The sequence below is a fragment of the Sellimonas catena genome, assembly GCF_027924685.1.
GTDB lineage: Bacteria > Bacillota > Clostridia > Lachnospirales > Lachnospiraceae > Sellimonas > Sellimonas catena.
This window is the reverse complement of the sequence record NZ_BSBO01000014.1, coordinates 1-17,048: the sequence shown is the minus strand read 5'-3', so window position 1 is coordinate 17,048 and position 17,048 is coordinate 1. Positions and strand designations below refer to the sequence as shown.

Annotated in this window: 14 protein-coding genes; 9 read left to right on the top strand and 5 right to left on the bottom strand. The window is 47.5% G+C overall.

Annotation, left to right across the window (positions count from 1 at the left end; translation table 11 throughout):
- The first annotated feature begins 73 nt into the window (after window positions 1-73).
- The 9 genes from Selli1_RS07830 to Selli1_RS07790 all read left to right on the top strand — a co-directional run bounded on the left by Selli1_RS07830 (window position 74) and on the right by Selli1_RS07790 (window position 9,941).
- The gene (locus Selli1_RS07830; RefSeq protein WP_087168656.1) at window positions 74-655 is read left to right on the top strand and encodes a DUF1444 domain-containing protein; all 582 of its coding nucleotides are present in this window, start codon (window positions 74-76) and stop codon (window positions 653-655) included.
- A complete protein-coding gene (locus Selli1_RS07825) occupies window positions 642-1,472 on the top strand; it encodes a Cof-type HAD-IIB family hydrolase (protein ID WP_087168655.1) in 831 nt (276 codons plus the stop codon). The genes Selli1_RS07830 and Selli1_RS07825 overlap by 14 nt, the downstream gene beginning before the upstream one ends.
- A 14-nt stretch (window positions 1,473-1,486) precedes the next feature.
- The gene (locus Selli1_RS07820; protein ID WP_087168654.1) at window positions 1,487-2,299 is read left to right on the top strand and encodes an undecaprenyl-diphosphate phosphatase; all 813 of its coding nucleotides are present in this window, start codon (window positions 1,487-1,489) and stop codon (window positions 2,297-2,299) included.
- A gap of 98 nt (window positions 2,300-2,397) precedes the next feature.
- The gene (locus Selli1_RS07815; protein ID WP_087168653.1) at window positions 2,398-3,231 is read left to right on the top strand and encodes an AraC family transcriptional regulator; all 834 of its coding nucleotides are present in this window, start codon (window positions 2,398-2,400) and stop codon (window positions 3,229-3,231) included.
- A 78-nt stretch (window positions 3,232-3,309) separates the two neighbouring features.
- Window positions 3,310-4,803 (top strand): L-fucose/L-arabinose isomerase family protein, encoded by a 1,494-nt coding sequence (locus Selli1_RS07810; protein ID WP_281845764.1) that lies wholly within the window; start codon window positions 3,310-3,312, stop codon window positions 4,801-4,803.
- An 85-nt stretch (window positions 4,804-4,888) separates the two neighbouring features.
- Window positions 4,889-6,361 (top strand): xylulokinase, encoded by a 1,473-nt coding sequence (gene xylB, locus Selli1_RS07805; RefSeq protein ID WP_087254931.1) that lies wholly within the window; start codon window positions 4,889-4,891, stop codon window positions 6,359-6,361.
- Window positions 6,362-6,467: 106 nt separating this feature from the next.
- Entirely contained in the window at window positions 6,468-6,884 is a 417-nt protein-coding gene (locus tag Selli1_RS07800; RefSeq protein ID WP_281845765.1) for a DUF3783 domain-containing protein, read from the top strand.
- Window positions 6,881-8,686, top strand: a complete 1,806-nt coding sequence (gene mutY / locus Selli1_RS07795; protein ID WP_281845766.1) for an A/G-specific adenine glycosylase — start codon at window positions 6,881-6,883, stop codon at window positions 8,684-8,686. The genes Selli1_RS07800 and mutY overlap by 4 nt, the downstream gene beginning before the upstream one ends.
- Window positions 8,687-8,789: 103 nt before the next feature.
- The gene (locus tag Selli1_RS07790) at window positions 8,790-9,941 is read left to right on the top strand and encodes a double-cubane-cluster-containing anaerobic reductase (protein WP_087168649.1); all 1,152 of its coding nucleotides are present in this window, start codon (window positions 8,790-8,792) and stop codon (window positions 9,939-9,941) included.
- A gap of 96 nt (window positions 9,942-10,037) precedes the next feature.
- On the opposite strand, the gene Selli1_RS07785 is transcribed toward Selli1_RS07790, so the two are convergent.
- From Selli1_RS07785 to Selli1_RS07765, 5 genes are all read right to left on the bottom strand, one after another.
- Window positions 10,038-10,736, bottom strand: coding sequence for a phosphatase PAP2 family protein (locus tag Selli1_RS07785; RefSeq protein WP_087254925.1), 699 nt, complete (start codon window positions 10,734-10,736; stop codon window positions 10,038-10,040).
- 46 nt (window positions 10,737-10,782) lie between these two features.
- Entirely contained in the window at window positions 10,783-12,135 is a 1,353-nt protein-coding gene (locus Selli1_RS07780) for a DUF5067 domain-containing protein (protein ID WP_204863969.1), read from the bottom strand.
- 120 nt (window positions 12,136-12,255) lie between these two features.
- Window positions 12,256-13,173: a diacylglycerol/lipid kinase family protein gene (locus tag Selli1_RS07775; protein WP_087254919.1), complete on the bottom strand. Its 918-nt coding sequence runs from the start codon at window positions 13,171-13,173 to the stop codon at window positions 12,256-12,258.
- Between the two features lie 92 nt (window positions 13,174-13,265).
- Window positions 13,266-15,005, bottom strand: a complete 1,740-nt coding sequence (locus Selli1_RS07770; RefSeq protein WP_281872669.1) for a [FeFe] hydrogenase, group A — start codon at window positions 15,003-15,005, stop codon at window positions 13,266-13,268.
- Complete coding sequence (locus Selli1_RS07765; protein WP_087168644.1) at window positions 14,999-16,831, bottom strand: NAD(P)-binding protein; 1,833 nt, start codon at window positions 16,829-16,831, stop codon at window positions 14,999-15,001. Before Selli1_RS07765 ends, Selli1_RS07770 begins: the two co-directional genes overlap by 7 nt.
- Window positions 16,832-17,048: the final 217 nt, after the last annotated feature.

Sequence of the window (17,048 nt, the reverse complement as noted above, 5' to 3'; positions counted from 1 at the left end):
AATTAATCAAATTTTGATAGAATATAAATAATTATGTAGGCCAAGAGTCATTTATGAAGAAAGGATAACGAAAATGGGAAGCAGGACAAAAGAAGCAGAGTTTGAAGAATACAGGCTCCGGATTTATCCATGGGTGCGGGAAATCCCGGGGGATGCGGCCGGATGGGAGAAAGAGGGCTGTTCGCCGGAAGACACCCCGCTTCTGTCTTTTGTGGACGGTCTGATGACGGTATTTGTAATACAGAAAGAAGAAGAGGTTTTTGAAATTTTGAAAGATTCGATGCTCCCGGAAGGGATGACACCGGAAGAGATTTACCGGACTGCCTGCGAGAATCTGGCAAGGGATGTGGAGTTTGTCTTTTCCAATACCCTGTTTGGAGGATTCGGCGTGATTGCAGACGGAGTACACGAGGCAAGTGCGCTGTGTCTGCGTCACGTCTGGGAAGTCTGTACGGAAAAGCTGCAGGACGATGTGGTGATCATGGCACCTTCCAGGGATCTGCTTTTATTTGCGCCAAAGTCGGATAGAAAGACCGTGCAGTCCATGATTCAGTTTGGGGAGCAGGGATGGCTGCAGAGTGAGCACAGGCTGACAAAGCGGCTGTATCAATATTCCAGAGAAAGAAAGGAACTGACAGGTTATGAGAGAGATTAAGATGATCGGGCTGGATCTGGACGGTACGCTGCTCAACAGTGAGAAAAAGGTGACGAAATATTCAGAAGAAGTACTCAAAGAGGCGATCCGTCAGGGAGTAACGGTCCTTGTGGCAACCGGACGGCCACTGTCCGGAGTGCCGGAGTTTATGAGAGAGTTTCCGGGGATGCGGTATATTCTGACTGCAAACGGAGCCAGAATCTATGACAGAAAAGATGGAGAGAAGCTTCTTTTTTCGCATCTTTTGTCCAACGAAGATGCATCCAGAGTGTTGGACATATTTGAAGAATACGACACACTGAGAGATGTCTATTATGACGGAGTCGGATACGCGAATCGTGCCGCGATTGAACAGGTGGAAAAATATTATCCCGAGCCGGGTATGCGTGAGTACATCAGGAAGACGAGAAAACGGGTGGACAATGTCAGGGACAAGATGAAGGAGTTTTCCTTTGGAATGGATAAGATCCAGGCTGTGTTTGCAGATCTGGATGAGAGAAAAGAGGCAATGAGACGGCTGAAAGAGACGACAAATCTTGCTGTTACCGGAGCTTTGGTCAATAATGTCGAAGTCAATGCGGCAGGTGTCAATAAAGGAAACGGGCTTCTGGAGCTTGGAAAGCTTCTTGGAATTACAAAAGATGAGATTATGGCCTGCGGGGACGGACTCAATGACCTGGTGATGCTTCAGACAGTGGGATTCGGCGTTGCCATGGCAAACGGCCATGAGGAAGTCAAAAAGCATGCGGATTATATTACGCTTACCAACGAAGAGAACGGCGTGGCAAAGGCAATAGAGAAGTTTGTACTGAGGTAGGGGAGGTTCAGAGATTGGACATTATTATTTCGATTATACTTGGAATCATACAGGGAATTACCGAGTGGCTGCCGATCAGCAGTACCGGACATCTGCTTCTGGCAGAAGAGTTTTTGCATATGAGTGTCAGCAATGAATTTGTAAATATGTTTAAAGTGGTGATTCAGCTTGCGTCGGTGATTGCAGTCATTGTTTTGTATTTTCACAAGCTGAATCCGTTTTCATCACGGAAGACGCCGAAACAGCGGTGGAACACGATAGAGCTTTGGATGAAGGTGGCGGTTGCGTGCATTCCGTCAGCAGTCGGACTGTTTATCGATGACATTGTGGATGAAAAGCTGTCCAACTATGTTGTGATTTCCCTGATGCTTATTATCTACGGTGTACTTTTTATCGTTATTGAAAAGTGGAACAAACACAGGAAACCGGGAGTGACAAAGCTGAAGGAGCTCACCTACTGGACCGCATTTGGAATCGGATGCTTCCAGGTACTTGCGATGGTTCCGGGTACGTCACGTTCCGGTGCGACAATCGTGGGAGCCCTTTTGATTGGTGTGGCAAGACCGGTGGCAGCGGAGTTTACCTTCTTTCTTGCGATTCCGACCATGGTAGCGGCAAGCGGACTGAAACTGATCAAATTCGGATTCAATTATACGGGACATGAGATTGCGGTTCTGCTGACAGGATGTGTCGTATCGTTCCTCGTTTCAGTCTTTGCGATCAAATTCCTCATGGGATACATTAAGAAGCACGACTTTACCGTGTTCGGATACTACCGGATTATTCTGGGTGTCGTTGTGCTGGGATATTTCCTGATTTTTACTTAAAATCATAATGCGAGACGGAGAAAGTGGATTTGATGCGCCGGGCATGGAATCCACTTTCGCAGTTTTGACAGAATACAAAAACAGAAAGGAGAAACAGGATGGGATATGAGCATGAACTGATTATTCCAAATGAAGGCTTTCCGTTTAAACTGTTCCGGTTTGAAGGGAAAGACGGACATTATGTGCGGGAGAAACACTGGCACCGCTCCATCGAGATTTTTGCAGTGTTTGAAGGGACGCTGACCTTTTTTATCAATGAGGAGAAGTATCCGCTGAAACCGGGAGAATTTATTCTTCTGAATTCCAATGAGATTCATTCAGTTGTATCACCCCTTCCAAATCATACGATTGTTCTGCAGATTCCCATGAATGTATTTCGGAATTATTATGCTCAGGATGGAATGATTCTTTTTACACACAGTCCGAGAAGGCAGGATCAGAAGATTATGGAGCTGATGGAGAGCATGTACCGGGACATTCAGATAAAAGAGACCGGATACGAGTGGAAGGTGCAGAGCGATTTTTTCATGCTGATTTATCTGCTGGTCACAAAGTACCGGAAACAGGAGATTCTTCCGGAGGAGATCCGGCATTACCGGAAGCTGAACCGGCTTTCCATGATTACCGGATATATCCGGGATAATTATACAAAAGATCTGTCCCTGGAGACGGTGGCAGAGATTTTCGGCTACTCGCCGTCCTACCTTTCCCGCATGTTCCAGAAATATGCCAGGACAAATTATAAGACTTTCCTCCAGGATGTCCGGGTAGAGTACGGTTTTCAGGAACTTGCCAACACGGATCACACCATCGGGGAGATCGCCATGAATCACGGCTTCCCGAATCAGAAGGCATTTACAAGGGAATTCAGGAAGAAGTACGGGATTCTTCCGAGCGAATACCGAAAAAGACAAAAAAGTGCCATGGATTAGCTAAATTATTGGTGGATAAGGACAAAAAAGAACTGCTATAATCATTTTAACAGAGCCGAAATTCAGGAGGAAGAAAAGATGAGTCTGGAAATGAATATGCCAAAAGTAAAATTAGGAATCGTTGCGGTGAGCAGAGACTGCTTTCCGGAGAGCCTTTCCGTGACAAGAAGGGAAAACCTTGTAAAAGCCTACTCGGCAAAATATGATGCGGAAGATATTTATGAATGCCCGGTGTGCATCGTGGAAAGTGAAATCCATATGGTACAGGCACTGGAGGATATTAAAAAAGCAGGATGCAATGCGCTTTGCGTATACCTTGGAAACTTTGGACCGGAAATCTCTGAGGCCCTGCTTGCAAAACACTTCGATGGACCGAAAATGTTCGTGGCGGCAGCAGAGGAAACAGGAGACGATCTCTGCCAGGGAAGAGGAGATGCATATTGCGGAATGCTGAATGCAAGCTATAACCTGGCACTTCGCAATATCAAAGCCTATATTCCGGAGTACCCGGTAGGCGATGCAGAGGACTGCGCGGATATGATCCACGAATTCCTGCCGATCGCAAGAGCTGTGATTGCCCTTCAGGATCTGAAGATCATCAGCTTTGGACCACGCCCGTTAAATTTCCTTGCATGTAACGCACCGATCAAACAGCTTTATAACCTCGGTGTGGAGATCGAGGAAAACTCCGAACTGGATCTGTTTGAAGCATTCAACAAACATGAGGGAGACGAACGGATTCCGGCCATTGTAAAAGAAATGGAAGAAGAACTCGGAGCAGGCAACAAGAAACCGGAAATCCTCACCAGACTTGCACAGTATGAACTGACATTAAAAGACTGGATCCGGGATCACAAAGGATACAGAAAATACGTGACCATCGCAGGAAAATGCTGGCCGGCATTCCAGACACAGTTCGGTTTTGTGCCATGCTACGTCAACAGCCGTCTGACCGCACAGGGCATCCCGGTATCATGTGAAGTTGATATTTACGGAGCACTCAGCGAATTCATCGGAACCGTCGTAAGCCAGGATGCCGTAACGCTGCTTGACATCAACAACACCGTACCAAAAGATCTGTACGAAGCAGACATCAAAGGAAAATACGACTATACACTGAAAGATACATTCATGGGATTCCACTGCGGCAACACCGCATCCGGAAAACTCACCTCCTGCGAGATGAAATATCAGATGATTATGGCAAGAACCCTTCCGGAAGAGGTGACACAGGGAACACTCGAAGGAGACATCGTACCTGGAGACATTACATTCTACCGCCTCCAGAGCACCGCAGACAACAAACTGCGCGCATACATTGCTCAGGGAGAAGTTCTTCCGGTGGCAACCAGATCCTTCGGATCCATTGGAATCTTCGCAATTCCGGAAATGGGAAGATTCTACCGCCACGTTCTCATCGAAGGCAACTACCCGCACCACGGCGCAGTCGCATTCGGACACTACGGAAAAGAACTGTACGAAGTATTCAAATACATCGGTGTCGACGTTGACGAAATAGGCTACAACCAGCCAAAAGGCGTAAGATACAGAACAGAAAACCCATTCGCTTAAACATTTTTGTTTAACGGGGACGTGTTCCGATGCACCGGAACACGTCCCCAATGAAAATAGGAAGAGAAAAAGGAGGGCAGAGCCTATGTTATATCTTGGTGTGGATCTTGGAACATCGGCGGTGAAGCTTTTGCTGATGGACGGACAGGGAGAGATCCGGAAGATTGTTTCCAGAGAATACCCGATTTCCTTTCCGCATCCGGGCTGGTCGGAGCAGAATCCAGAAGACTGGTACGAGAAGAGTATTGAGGGAATCCGGGAGCTGACTAAAGATGTGGACAGGTCGGAAGTGGCAGGGATCAGTTTTGGCGGACAGATGCATGGTCTGGTCGTGCTGGATGAGAAGGATGAGGTAATCCGTCCGGCGATCCTCTGGAATGACGGCCGTTCGACAAAGGAGACGGATTATTTAAATGAAGTGATCGGACGGGAAAAGCTGTCTGCATATACGGCCAACATTGCGTTTACGGGATTTACAGCGCCTAAAATTCTCTGGATGAAAGAAAATGAGCCGGAGAAGTTTGCGCGGATCAGGAAAATCATGCTTCCGAAAGATTACCTTGCGTACCGGCTGTCCGGGACGTTTTGCAGCGACTATTCGGATGCGTCCGGTATGCTTCTGATGGATGTGAAGAACAAGTGCTGGTCCAAAGAGATGATGGAAATCTGCGGAATCAGCAGGGAGCAGCTGCCGGATCTTTATGAAAGCTATGAGGTGGTCGGCACTTTGAAAAAGGAGGAGGCTAAAAAACTCGGACTGCCGGAGAGCGTGAAAATCATTGCGGGAGCCGGGGATAATGCGGCTGCGGCTGTGGGAACCGGAACTGTCGGCGAGGGAATGTGCAATATTTCCCTCGGAACGAGCGGTACCATCTTTATTTCCAGCCGGAAGTTTCAGGTAGACCGGTATAATGCGCTTCACTCCTTTGCCCATGCGGATGGATACTATCATCTGATGGGATGCATGCTCAGCGCAGCATCCTGTAATAAATGGTGGATGCAAGATATTCTTGGAACATCGGAGTTTACAAAAGAGCAGGAAAAGATCGTAAAGCTGGGAGAAAATCAGGTGTTCTATCTTCCGTATCTCATGGGAGAGCGTTCCCCGCACAATGACCCGATGGCACGGGCAACATTTACAGGGATGACGATGGACACGACGAGAGAAGAGATGACGCAGGCGGTACTGGAAGGTGTTGTATTCGGGCTGCGGGATTCTCTGGAAGTGGCGAGAAATCTTGGAATTCAGATTGAACGGACGAAAATCTGCGGAGGCGGGGCAAAAAGCCTGCTCTGGAAAAAGATGGTAGCCAACATCATGAATCTGAAAGTGGATGTGATTGAAAGCGAGGAGGGGCCGGCGCTTGGAGGAGCAATTCTGGCGGCAGTCGGATGCGGTGAGTTTGAAAGTGTTGAGGAAGCGGCCGCGAAACTCGTAAAAGTGGTGGAAACCGTGGAGCCGGATGAGGATCTGACAGAGAAGTATGAGGAATGTTATCAGAAATTCCGGAAAATTTACCCTGCATTGAAACCGGTATTTCGTAAGATTGTATCTTAAATGAAAAGGAGAGGCAGTCGTTTCTATAGATGGAAGCGGCTGCTTCTTGTTTCTTTGTCCGATTCGTGTTACTGTAAGAGGGACAGAAAAAAAGAAGGAGATCATAATGAGAGAATCGATTTTATTAATGAATTTCAAAGATAAAAAACAGCTGAAAGGGATCCAGATGACGGCCTTTCTGTTGAAATTGAAAATCCGGATGGTAGAAGAGAAGGATTTCCTTCAGCCGATCGGATATCTGGCGGGAGTGGAAGGAATTGAACCGTCAGACGAAGTATTTCAGGGAGAAGCTCCGGAGCATGAGATTCTGGTGTTTGCCGGCGTGCCGGATGCGAAGCTTCAGAGGATGCTGGCTGAGATGCGTAAAAACGGTATCAAAAAGGTGGATCACAAGGCGATTCTGACACCGACGAATGTACACTGGAACACAATCGAACTGTATGAGGAGCTGGACAAGGAGCATCAGGCGATTCAGAAAGGACAGCAGGCTCACGAAGGCAGCAGTCTGGAGGAGAACGCATGAAATATACAGGGATAGAAAAGGCGGTCTTTCTTGAGAGGCCGAACCGGTTTATTGCCTATGTCAACGGCATCAGGGAACAGGAGGAAGTGACAGAGACAGTTCACGTCAAAAATACAGGACGGTGCCGGGAGCTGCTGCTTCCGAATACGGAAGTGTACGTGCAGCATTCGGACAATCCGAACCGGAAGACGAAATGGGATCTGATCGCGGTGAAAAAGGACGGTCAGATCATCAACATGGACTCTCAGGTGCCGAACAAGGCAGCGGGAGAGTGGATCCGGGAAGGAAACCTTTTCGCGGATATGGTGCGGATCAAGCCGGAATATCAGTATGGAAATTCCAGAATTGATTTCTGCGTGGAGACCAGAGAGAAGAAGATCCTGATTGAAGTCAAAGGAGTCACCCTGAAAGAAGGAGAGACAGCGAAATTCCCGGATGCGCCAAGCGAACGGGCGGTGAAGCATTTGGAAGAACTGATGCGTGCTGTGGATGAAGGATGGGATGCTTATGTTTTTTTCGTGATTCAGATGAAAGGTGTGAAAGAGATCCTGCCGAATGTGGATACTCATCCGGAATTTGCACGGGCATTGTGGAAAGCGAGGGAAAAGGGCGTGCACCTGATTGCAAGGGACTGCATTGTCACAGAAGATGAGATCCGGATCGATCAGGAGATCCCGGTCCGGTTCCCGGAGGAGATGGAAGAAGAGAAACCGCAGGAGCGTCTAAAACATCTGCCGGAGCCGTTGACTGCATGGTTTCGGAAGGAGCAGCGGGATCTGCCGTGGAGAAAGGATGCGACAGCCTACCATGTGTGGGTATCTGAAATCATGCTGCAGCAGACGAGGGTAGAGGCAGTAAAGCCGTTTTATGCCCGTTTCCTTGACGCATTGCCGACCATACAGGATCTGGCGGACGCGCCGGAGGAGAAGCTTCTGAAACTGTGGGAAGGACTTGGGTATTACAACCGTGTGCGTAATATGCAGAAAGCGGCCAGACAGATCGTGGAGCTCTATGAAGGGGAAATGCCGGCAGATTATGACCAGATTCTTTCTCTTTCCGGAATAGGCAGCTATACGGCAGGAGCCATCAGTTCCATCGCATATGGAATTCCAAAGCCTGCGGTAGACGGAAATGTCCTCCGTGTCCTGACCAGGATTCTGGCGGATGGAGAGGATATTATGAAAGCCTCCGTCAAAAAGCGGATGGAAGGAATGCTGGAAGAAATTATTCCCGCAGATGCGGCAAGCGATTTTAACCAGGGCCTGATTGAGCTGGGTGCCATCGTCTGTGTTCCGAACGGGGAGCCGAAATGCAGTAAATGTCCGGTAGAGGAGTTCTGTCTGGCGCATCAGAGAGGAGCAGAGCTTTCCTACCCGGTTAAGAAAAAGGCGAAAGCAAGAAGGATTGAGGAGAAAACCGTCTTTATACTAAAAGACGGGGAGAACATTGCTCTTCATAAACGTCCGTCATCCGGCCTGCTGGCAGGACTCTATGAGTTCCCGAATGTAAAAGGAAAACTGACTCAGGAGGAAGCAATCCATCATATTGCGGAGCTTGGACTTTCACCGCTTCGGATTCAAAACATTGGAGAGGCAAAGCATATTTTCAGCCATGTGGAGTGGCACATGACCGGATATGCGGTGAGAGTGGACGAGCTGGAGAAAATATCCGCAAAGAATCTGGTTTTTGCGCATCCGGAAGAAATTCAGAAAGAATACCCTGTTCCGGCAGCATTTGAAGCCTATACAGATCAGATCGGCATTCTGATCGGGCAGGAAAAATATGAGCAGGAAAACCTATAGAAAAACATAATAAAACTATAGATACATGACAAATATCAATTAGCCCCATCCTGTCAGAAAATGTTACCATATAAGGTAGATAGGCGAAGACAGGAGGAAAAAAATGGAACTGATTAAAGAATTACCAGATGTATTTGAAGAATTTGCTGAACAGAGACAACAGTCATTTCTGGGCATTAAGGAGTTAAAAGACAAGGGCGTGCCGATTGTAGGCACATTCTGTACATATTTTCCACAGGAAATCGCGATGGCAATGGGAGCAGCTACAGTGAGTCTTTGCTCCACATCCGACGAGACGATTCCGGCGGCTGAGAAGGATCTGCCAAAGAACCTGTGCCCGCTGATCAAATCCAGCTACGGCTTTGCGGCAACAAAGAAGTGCCCGTTTTTCTATTTTTCCGATCTGGTTGTAGGAGAGACAACCTGTGACGGGAAAAAGAAGATGTATGAATACTTAAGCCAGTTCAAGGATGTCTTCACAATGGAGCTTCCGAACCGACAGACAGAGGACGGACTTCAGCTCTGGAAAAATGAAATCATCCGCTTCAAAGAATATCTGGAGCAGAAGTTTGAAGTGACAATCACGGAAGAGCAGATCAGAGATGCTGTCAGAGTGCAGAATGAAGGAAGAGTGGCACTGAAGCGTCTGTATGAGCTGATGAAACTGGATCCGGCTCCGATGAAAGGACAGGATCTGTTTAAAGTGTTATACGGAAGTACATTCAAACCGGACAGATCCAAGATTCCGGCAGAAGTGAATGCGATCGCTGACAAGATCGAAAAGGAATACGCAGAAGGAAAGATGGAAGAAAAGAAGCCTCGTATTCTTGTGACAGGATGCCCGATCGGCGGAGCGACAGAGAAAGTGATCAAAGCCATCGAGGACAACGGCGGAATCGTTGTTACTTTTGAAAACTGTTCCGGAGCAAAATCCATTGACAAGCTTGTGGATGAAGATACAGACGATATCTATCAGGCAATCGCTGAGAGATATTTAAGCATCGGATGCTCTGTCATGACACCGAACCCGAACCGTCTGGAACTCCTTGGAAGACTGATGGACGAGTATCAGGTAGACGGAGTGGTAGAGATGATTCTTCAGGCATGCCATACATACAATGTAGAGAGTCTTGGAATCCGCAGATTCGTAAATGAGGAAAAAGGAAAACCGTACATCAGCGTTGAGACAGACTATTCTCAGGCAGACATCGGACAGCTCAACACGCGTATCGCTGCGTTTATTGAAATGCTTTAAAACAGGAATCGGAAAGAGACCGCATATAAAGTATCCCCTTCAGGATCCGTGCCTTACCGCATGGACTCCAAAGGGGATATTTTTATTTCGGGTTTATTAATCACCCATGGCTTTTTTAACAGAATGCTTTGTGACTTTCGGGCGGAATACCTTTCTGGATTCTCTGACGTATACGACCGGATAAAGCAGAGTTGCCATGCAGCCTGCCAGTGTCACATCGATTACGGAATGCTGCTTTAAAAACATCGTGGCAAGGATGATGGATATTCCGAGAATCAGAGATCCGTAATGGATCACCTTGCGGCTCGAAAGTGTTTTGTTGTGTGAGATGGCAATGCAGACACCGATAGAGTTAAATACGTGAATACTTGGAAGAACATTTGTCGGAGTGTCTGCCTTGTACAGCGTTTTGACCATATCCACAAAAATATTGTCCCGCTCGAATTGAACCGGGCGAAGATCAAGACCGTTTGGATAGAGGGTCGAAATAATTAAAAATATGGTCATTCCGGTAAAAAGGAAAGCGGCCATTTTGTAAAATCCGGATACATCGTGAAAGAAGAACCAGAGAAAAGTGACCGCAATAAACGCAAACCACAAAAGATACGGGACGATAAAATACTCTATAAAAGGAATATAGTCATCGACCGCTGCGTGAATCACGTGAAAATCGGAATTTGCTGTTACGTGTTGCTCAAGATAGTAAAACCAGGGTAAATAAAGAAAAATATACAAAAATACCCAGGCATGTTTATATCGGTAAATCAAAGCTTTGCATTTACTTCTTGAAAACATTCGGATTTCTCCTTTTAACGAAAATGATGAAAGTAAGTGAACCGGATTAATCCAGATTCAATGTTGTCTCAGCTATATTACTGTTTGAACCGAAAGTTTCATAAAGCTGAAGAGTCACATCGGACTGATCAAGAAGAATAAAGGAGGTGCACACACGCACGCTGTCGCCCTGGCTGACTTCTGCGCTTTCATTTTCTGACAGTGGTTCATCCGAGACAATCGTAGGATCCAGAGTGGTATCATCCTGCAGTGCCTTGAAAGTAACGGCAACAGATGGAACCAGGGTTTCGGAACCTTTATTTGTAATTGTGTAATAAACCATAAGAGCCTGTTCGCCCTCATAATCTGTTCCGATATCAGATTTTTCAAATGAGACGGTAAAATCATCCGTGGTCAGACGTAGATTTTTACCGGAACTTGCCGAACTCTGCGGAACCACATACTGAGCCGCATAGTAGGCACCGGCTGCAACCGCAACTGCAACGATGAAAACAAGTACCCGGAGGGCAACATGGATCTCTTTGGCACAGCCAAGTGCAAAGAGCAGAAATGCTCCAAACAAAGCAGACACAAAGAGCAGAATCTGTACAGTCATGACAGAACCCGGGATAAAGAATCCTCCTACGGCTCCTCCAAGATAAAAAATACAAGGTACAATAAATGCCGGCACGCTGTTCCTGCGGTGAGTAATTAATACCACAAGACCACCGATCAAGAAGCAGACTGCAAGTACCATACCGGCAATTCCTGTCAGTCCCGGCGTATGTATAAAGGTAGTAAAGATACCTGAATCATAAGCCTGGTAAGCAAGAAAAGCGGCGCATAGGATCGATACAATTCCAATCAGAACACGGAAACCACCGAAAACCGGAATTACATCATCAGCTTCCGAGTCATCAGAAGTTTCGTCTTTTATATTCAGCATGGCCTCATAATTGGCCTTCATTTCTTTTTCACGCTCATTCCTTACCGCTTCCGGAGGGATGTTGGAATAGGTCTGTCCTTCCGGTTCTGCCGTTTCTGTTTCAGAAGATTCTTCCTGAACAGATTCTTCCTGAATAGATTCTTCCGAAACAGTTTCTTCTTCAGGTTCTTCCGGAGATGTTTCTGTTTGATCGGCTTCTGCCTGAACCGGCTCTTCCGGAACAGTTTCTTCTGGAGTCATGCTTGTCTGAGCTTCTTCTGCCTGAATTTCTTCTGTCTGGTTAGTTTCTGTCTGAGTTGTTTCATCTGGCTCTTCCGGCTTTACCGGTGCAGGTTTTTTCCTGCGGACAGGTCTGGCAGACTGAAACCGGTCCAGAGTTTCCTGGCTGAATTTCTTTTTGCAGGAATCACATAAAAAATAGCCAGGAGTTTTTTTGCTTTCCCGCAGTTCATTACCACATTTCGGACATTTCATAGCGTTTCTCCCCTTTTCATTTGTATGTCCATCATCTGATGACAGTCACTATATTATACCATCAGTAAATCTTAGTATACCACAATTCTGTGAAAAGAGATTGAATATTTTATAAATATTTTAAGATACGATCACTTTTAAAGGACAGGCCTCGATAGAAGCTGTAAAACATCGTTGTAAAAAAACAGGTTCGCCGTCTGTATGTACGGGAAGGGCACTGGCTGTATGGATGGAAACTTTTTTGCAGCGGAATAAATGGACACCGTGAAATTTTGTATGTTTCCCGAAAAGCGCGAATGGAAGAGTAAGAAGAAGAGCCGGAGCCTTCAGGCCGGATACGACCAGAACATCAAGTTGTCCGTCGTCCGGCCGGGCATCAGGACAAAAATAAAATCCGCCGCCTTCACAAGGGTGGTTCATCACTGCAGCAAACCATCCTTTTGGAAAGGACACCTCTTTTTCATCATCAAGGACGATATGGAAAGGGCAGGTGGATGTAAGTAAAAGCCGGTGAAGCGCAATGACGGCATAGGTAAATTTCCCGAGATGAATCCGGTTCAGTATCCGCTTCCACTTTGAAACAACCGCTTCGTGGCAGATTGCGGCATCGAAACCTATGCCGGCACTGACTGCAAAACGCCGGTGTTTCCCTTCGTATGACATGGTTCCAACGTCCATGTGTACGGTCCGTCCTGGATTCAGGATAATTTCCAGAGCGCGCAGAGGATCATTTGGGATACCAAAGCTGCGGGCAAAATCGTTGCTGGAGCCGGTTGGGATATAACCGAGTGTAACCCGCTCCGGAAAGCAGATCCCGTTAATGACTTCATTCAAAGTGCCGTCTCCGCCGAGAACCACAAGAACACGGGAAGATCCGTCGGAGGTAAGCTTCCGGACATATGTGGTGGCTTGCCTTTGATATTTTGTGAAAAAGGCGGTATAACAGATTTGGCGCTGTTCTAGCTGAGCCTCAACGGTGTGCCAGATTGTGAGTCCTTTTCCAGAGCGGGAGTGCGGATTGATGATAAAAGTGTACATAATTCCTCCTGAAATTTTCTGAAATAAAAACCGCCTTCGGAGAATGGCAGAAACAGCCGGATCTCCGAAGGCAGAAATAAAATCAGTGCATATTATCTGTCAGAACGAGGCATCGCCCATGCCTGATGATCAGTATGTAACAGCTGGTGGGCACGGTGAGACAGCGGCTGTCCCATAAAGTCCGCATACAGCTTCTGTACATCAGGATTTTCGTGGGAAAAACGAAGTGGTGCATTCTTGTCCAGGAAGTAGAGGCTCTGTCCTCTTTCGTAGGCAAGTTCTTCGCCATCGTGGATGATCTGTCCGCCTCCGCCTACACAGCCGCCAGGGCATGCCATGACTTCCACGAAATCATAATGGACTTCTCCGTGTTCGATCTGCTGCAGCAGACGTCTTGTATTTCCAAGTCCGCTTACAACAGCAGCTTTCACAACGGCATCGCCAATCTGGATTTCTGCTGATTTCACGCCTTTTCCGTCATTGCGTACAGCCTTAAATGCGTCCGGATCCGCATTTCTTCCGGTTACAAGATAGTAAGCGGAACGAAGAGCAGCTTCCATAACACCGCCTGTTACACCAAAGATAACGCCGGCGCCTGTATATTCTTTCATCAGTCTGTCAAATTCCCGATTCTCAAGAGAATGCGGCGGAATGTGGGCAGAACGGATCATGCGCGTCAGCTCACGTGTGGTCAGAACCACATCGGTATCATGACCGGCGTATTCTTCATAGAAAAGCTCCATATTGCGCTCTCCTTTTTTCGCGACGCAAGGCATGATGGAAATTGTAAAAATACGATCCGGACTTACATTGATGGAATCTGCAAAGTAAGTCTTCATCACTGCGCCAAACATCTGCTGAGGAGATTTGGCTGTGGAAAGCTGAGGCACCAGATGCGGGAACTGGGATTTGATGAAACGGATCCATCCAGGACAGCAGGATGTAAACATCGGACGTAATTTCGTCTCTCCTTTAGTAAAACGTTCCAGAAATTCATTTCCCTCTTCCATGATCGTAAGATCGGCGGAGAAGCTGGTGTCAAACACATAGTCAACTCCGATCTTGTGAAGAGCATCAGCGATTTTGTTGACTGTAGCATCTTCACGTGAAAGACCAAGAGCCTCGCCCCATGCAGTACGGACAGCCGGAGCGATCTGTGCTACTGTGATTGTGTTTTTATCTGCAATTGCATCCCAGACTTTTTCTGTATCGTCGCGCTCGCGCAGAGCACCAACCGGACAATGAGTAATACACTGTCCGCAGAGGGAACAGTCTGCTTCTTCAATCTTACGGCCGCCTGATACATTGACTGTAGAGCGGGAGCCGGTTCCTTCCAGATCCCAGATGTGCAGGCTCTGAACCTTGTCACAGATCTGGATACAGCGCATACATTTGATACATTTTGCGGAATCCCGGATCAGCGGGAAATCCTTGTTCCATGGCTGGCGTTCGATACGCTCGCCGAATGGAAGCTCCAGAATATTCAGGTCGTTGGCAATCTTCTGAAGAGAACAGTTGCCGCTGCGGACACAGGTCGCGCATTTGCAGTCATGCTGGGAAAGAATGAGCTGCACGGTATTACGGCGGTCCGCACGTACCTTCGGGCTGTTTGTATAAAGAACCATGCCTTCCTGAACAGTGTTGTTACAGGAGGTGATCAGGCGGTCCTTACCTTCCATTTCTACTACGCAGACACGGCAGGCAGCGATTTCGTTGATATCTTTCAGATAACAGAGTTTCGGAATGATGATTCCGTTTTGAGCTGCCGCATCCATAATCGTGGTACCTTCCGGTACACAGATTTCTTTATTGTCGATTTTAAGATTTACCATACTTTCTCGCGGCCTCCTTTAAATATTCCAAAACCAAAGTGGTCGCAGCGCAGGCAGCGGTTTGCCTCCTGCTGTGCTTCCTGACAGGTCATGCATTGTTCTACACCGTCAAAGTCGTGGATACGCTCACAGGCTTCCCGCTCAGGAAGCTCAACACGTCCGCACGGTACACGGTCATCCAGATTCGGCTCCGGAATCTCGACATCACAAGTGATTTCGTGATGGTATCCCAGATATTCATCAATATTTGCGGCAACAACCTTTGCGGCCGCGATCGCGCGGATTACGGTAGCAGGACCGGTAGCGCAGTCTCCGCCGGCAAAAACTCCAGGAAGATTGCTGAATCCGCCGAATTTTTCAGCCATGATTTTTCCTCTTTCTACAGGAAGCCCGGCTTTTTCAAAATGTTCTGTTTCAATGTTCTGCCCAATGGCAACGATCAGGGTTGTACATGGAACAAACTCATCCGGAAGTCCGGACGGTTTGACACTTGCGCGTCCTCCTTTGATCTGGCTGATCATCTGCGGTGTCACATAGATACCGCGGATATGTCCGTTTTCATCCGTCTCGATGCGGGAAGGAGCGCGTAATGTGCGGATTTCCACGCCTTCTGCAATGGCACCTTCAATTTCGGCCGGAAGCGCAGTCATGTCTGCGGTACGGCGGCGGTACAGGATGCTGACTTTTTTCGCACCAAGTCTGACAGCAGAACGAACAGCGTCCATGGACACATTTCCGCCTCCGACAATGGCAACTTCCTGTCCGGTAAGATCCGGGTTAATACCTTTTCCTACATCACGGAGGAAACGGACTGCGGACATTACGCCCTCGGCGTCCTCGCCTTCGATGCCGAGTTTTTTATCTGTGCTGGCTCCGATAGTGATCAGGACTGCATCGTAGGAAGCGCGCAGTTCCTGTACGGTGATGTCCTGCCCGATACGGAGACCGTATTTTACTTCGACGCCGGTATCAAGAATTGCCTGAATGTCTTCGTTGAGACGGTCTTTCGGAAGACGGTAGTTTGGAATACCATAACGGAGCATACCGCCAAGTTCCGGAAGCATCTCATATACAGTTACCTGATGTCCCATAAGCTGCAGATAGTATGCGGCACTTAATCCTCCAGGGCCGCCTCCGATGACTGCGACAGTCTTTCCGGTGGAAGGAGCACATTCCGGCGGAGGTACCTTTCCGGCATAGTCCGCAGCCATCCGCTTCAAACCGCGAATATTGACAGCATCATCGACCATATTACGGCGGCATCTTGCCTCACACGGATGTTCGCAGATAAATCCGCACGTGGTCGGGAACGGATTGTCTTTCCGGATCAGCCGGATAGCATCGGCGTAGCGTCCTTCGCGTACGAGAGCGATATAGCCCGGGATGTCAACGTGGGCAGGACAAAGTGCAACACATGGAACAGGCTGGTTGTAGGTACATGTACAACGTCCGTTCCGGATATGCTCTTCATAGTCTTCACGATAACCGATCAAGCCTTTATAAACCATATTGGCAGCTTCATATCCGATGGCACAGTCCGCGGTCTCCATAATTGAACGGGCGGTACGCTCCATCAGGTCAAGGGTTTCCATTGTAGCCTTTCCATTCAGAACATCTGTGATCAGATGTTTCAACTGTAAAAGACCAATACGGCATGGTACACATTTGCCGCATGTCTGAGCATGGCACAGTTCGAGGAACGCCCTCGAGATATCTACAGGGCAGAGTCCCGGCGGGCTTGCTTCAATCCGCCGCTCTAAATCTTTGTATAATCCCTCAACGACCAGCTGCGCTTTGCTCGGGGTAGGGAGTTCTAGTCTGCTCATATCTTTTCACCTCACAATTTCATTTTACGAATCACGTATACTTCTATTTTACAACATGTCAGAAAAATACACAATAGAAGTTTAAAAATAGTATGTGTCAAGTAATCGTTGGCACTTTTTCTTCTTTTTTTGATATCAGTTTATTTCTTTTATTTTCAGACAATTCAGTTCGGACTTTATCTGATCATTTTATGTTTCTTTTTAACAGAATGCTCTT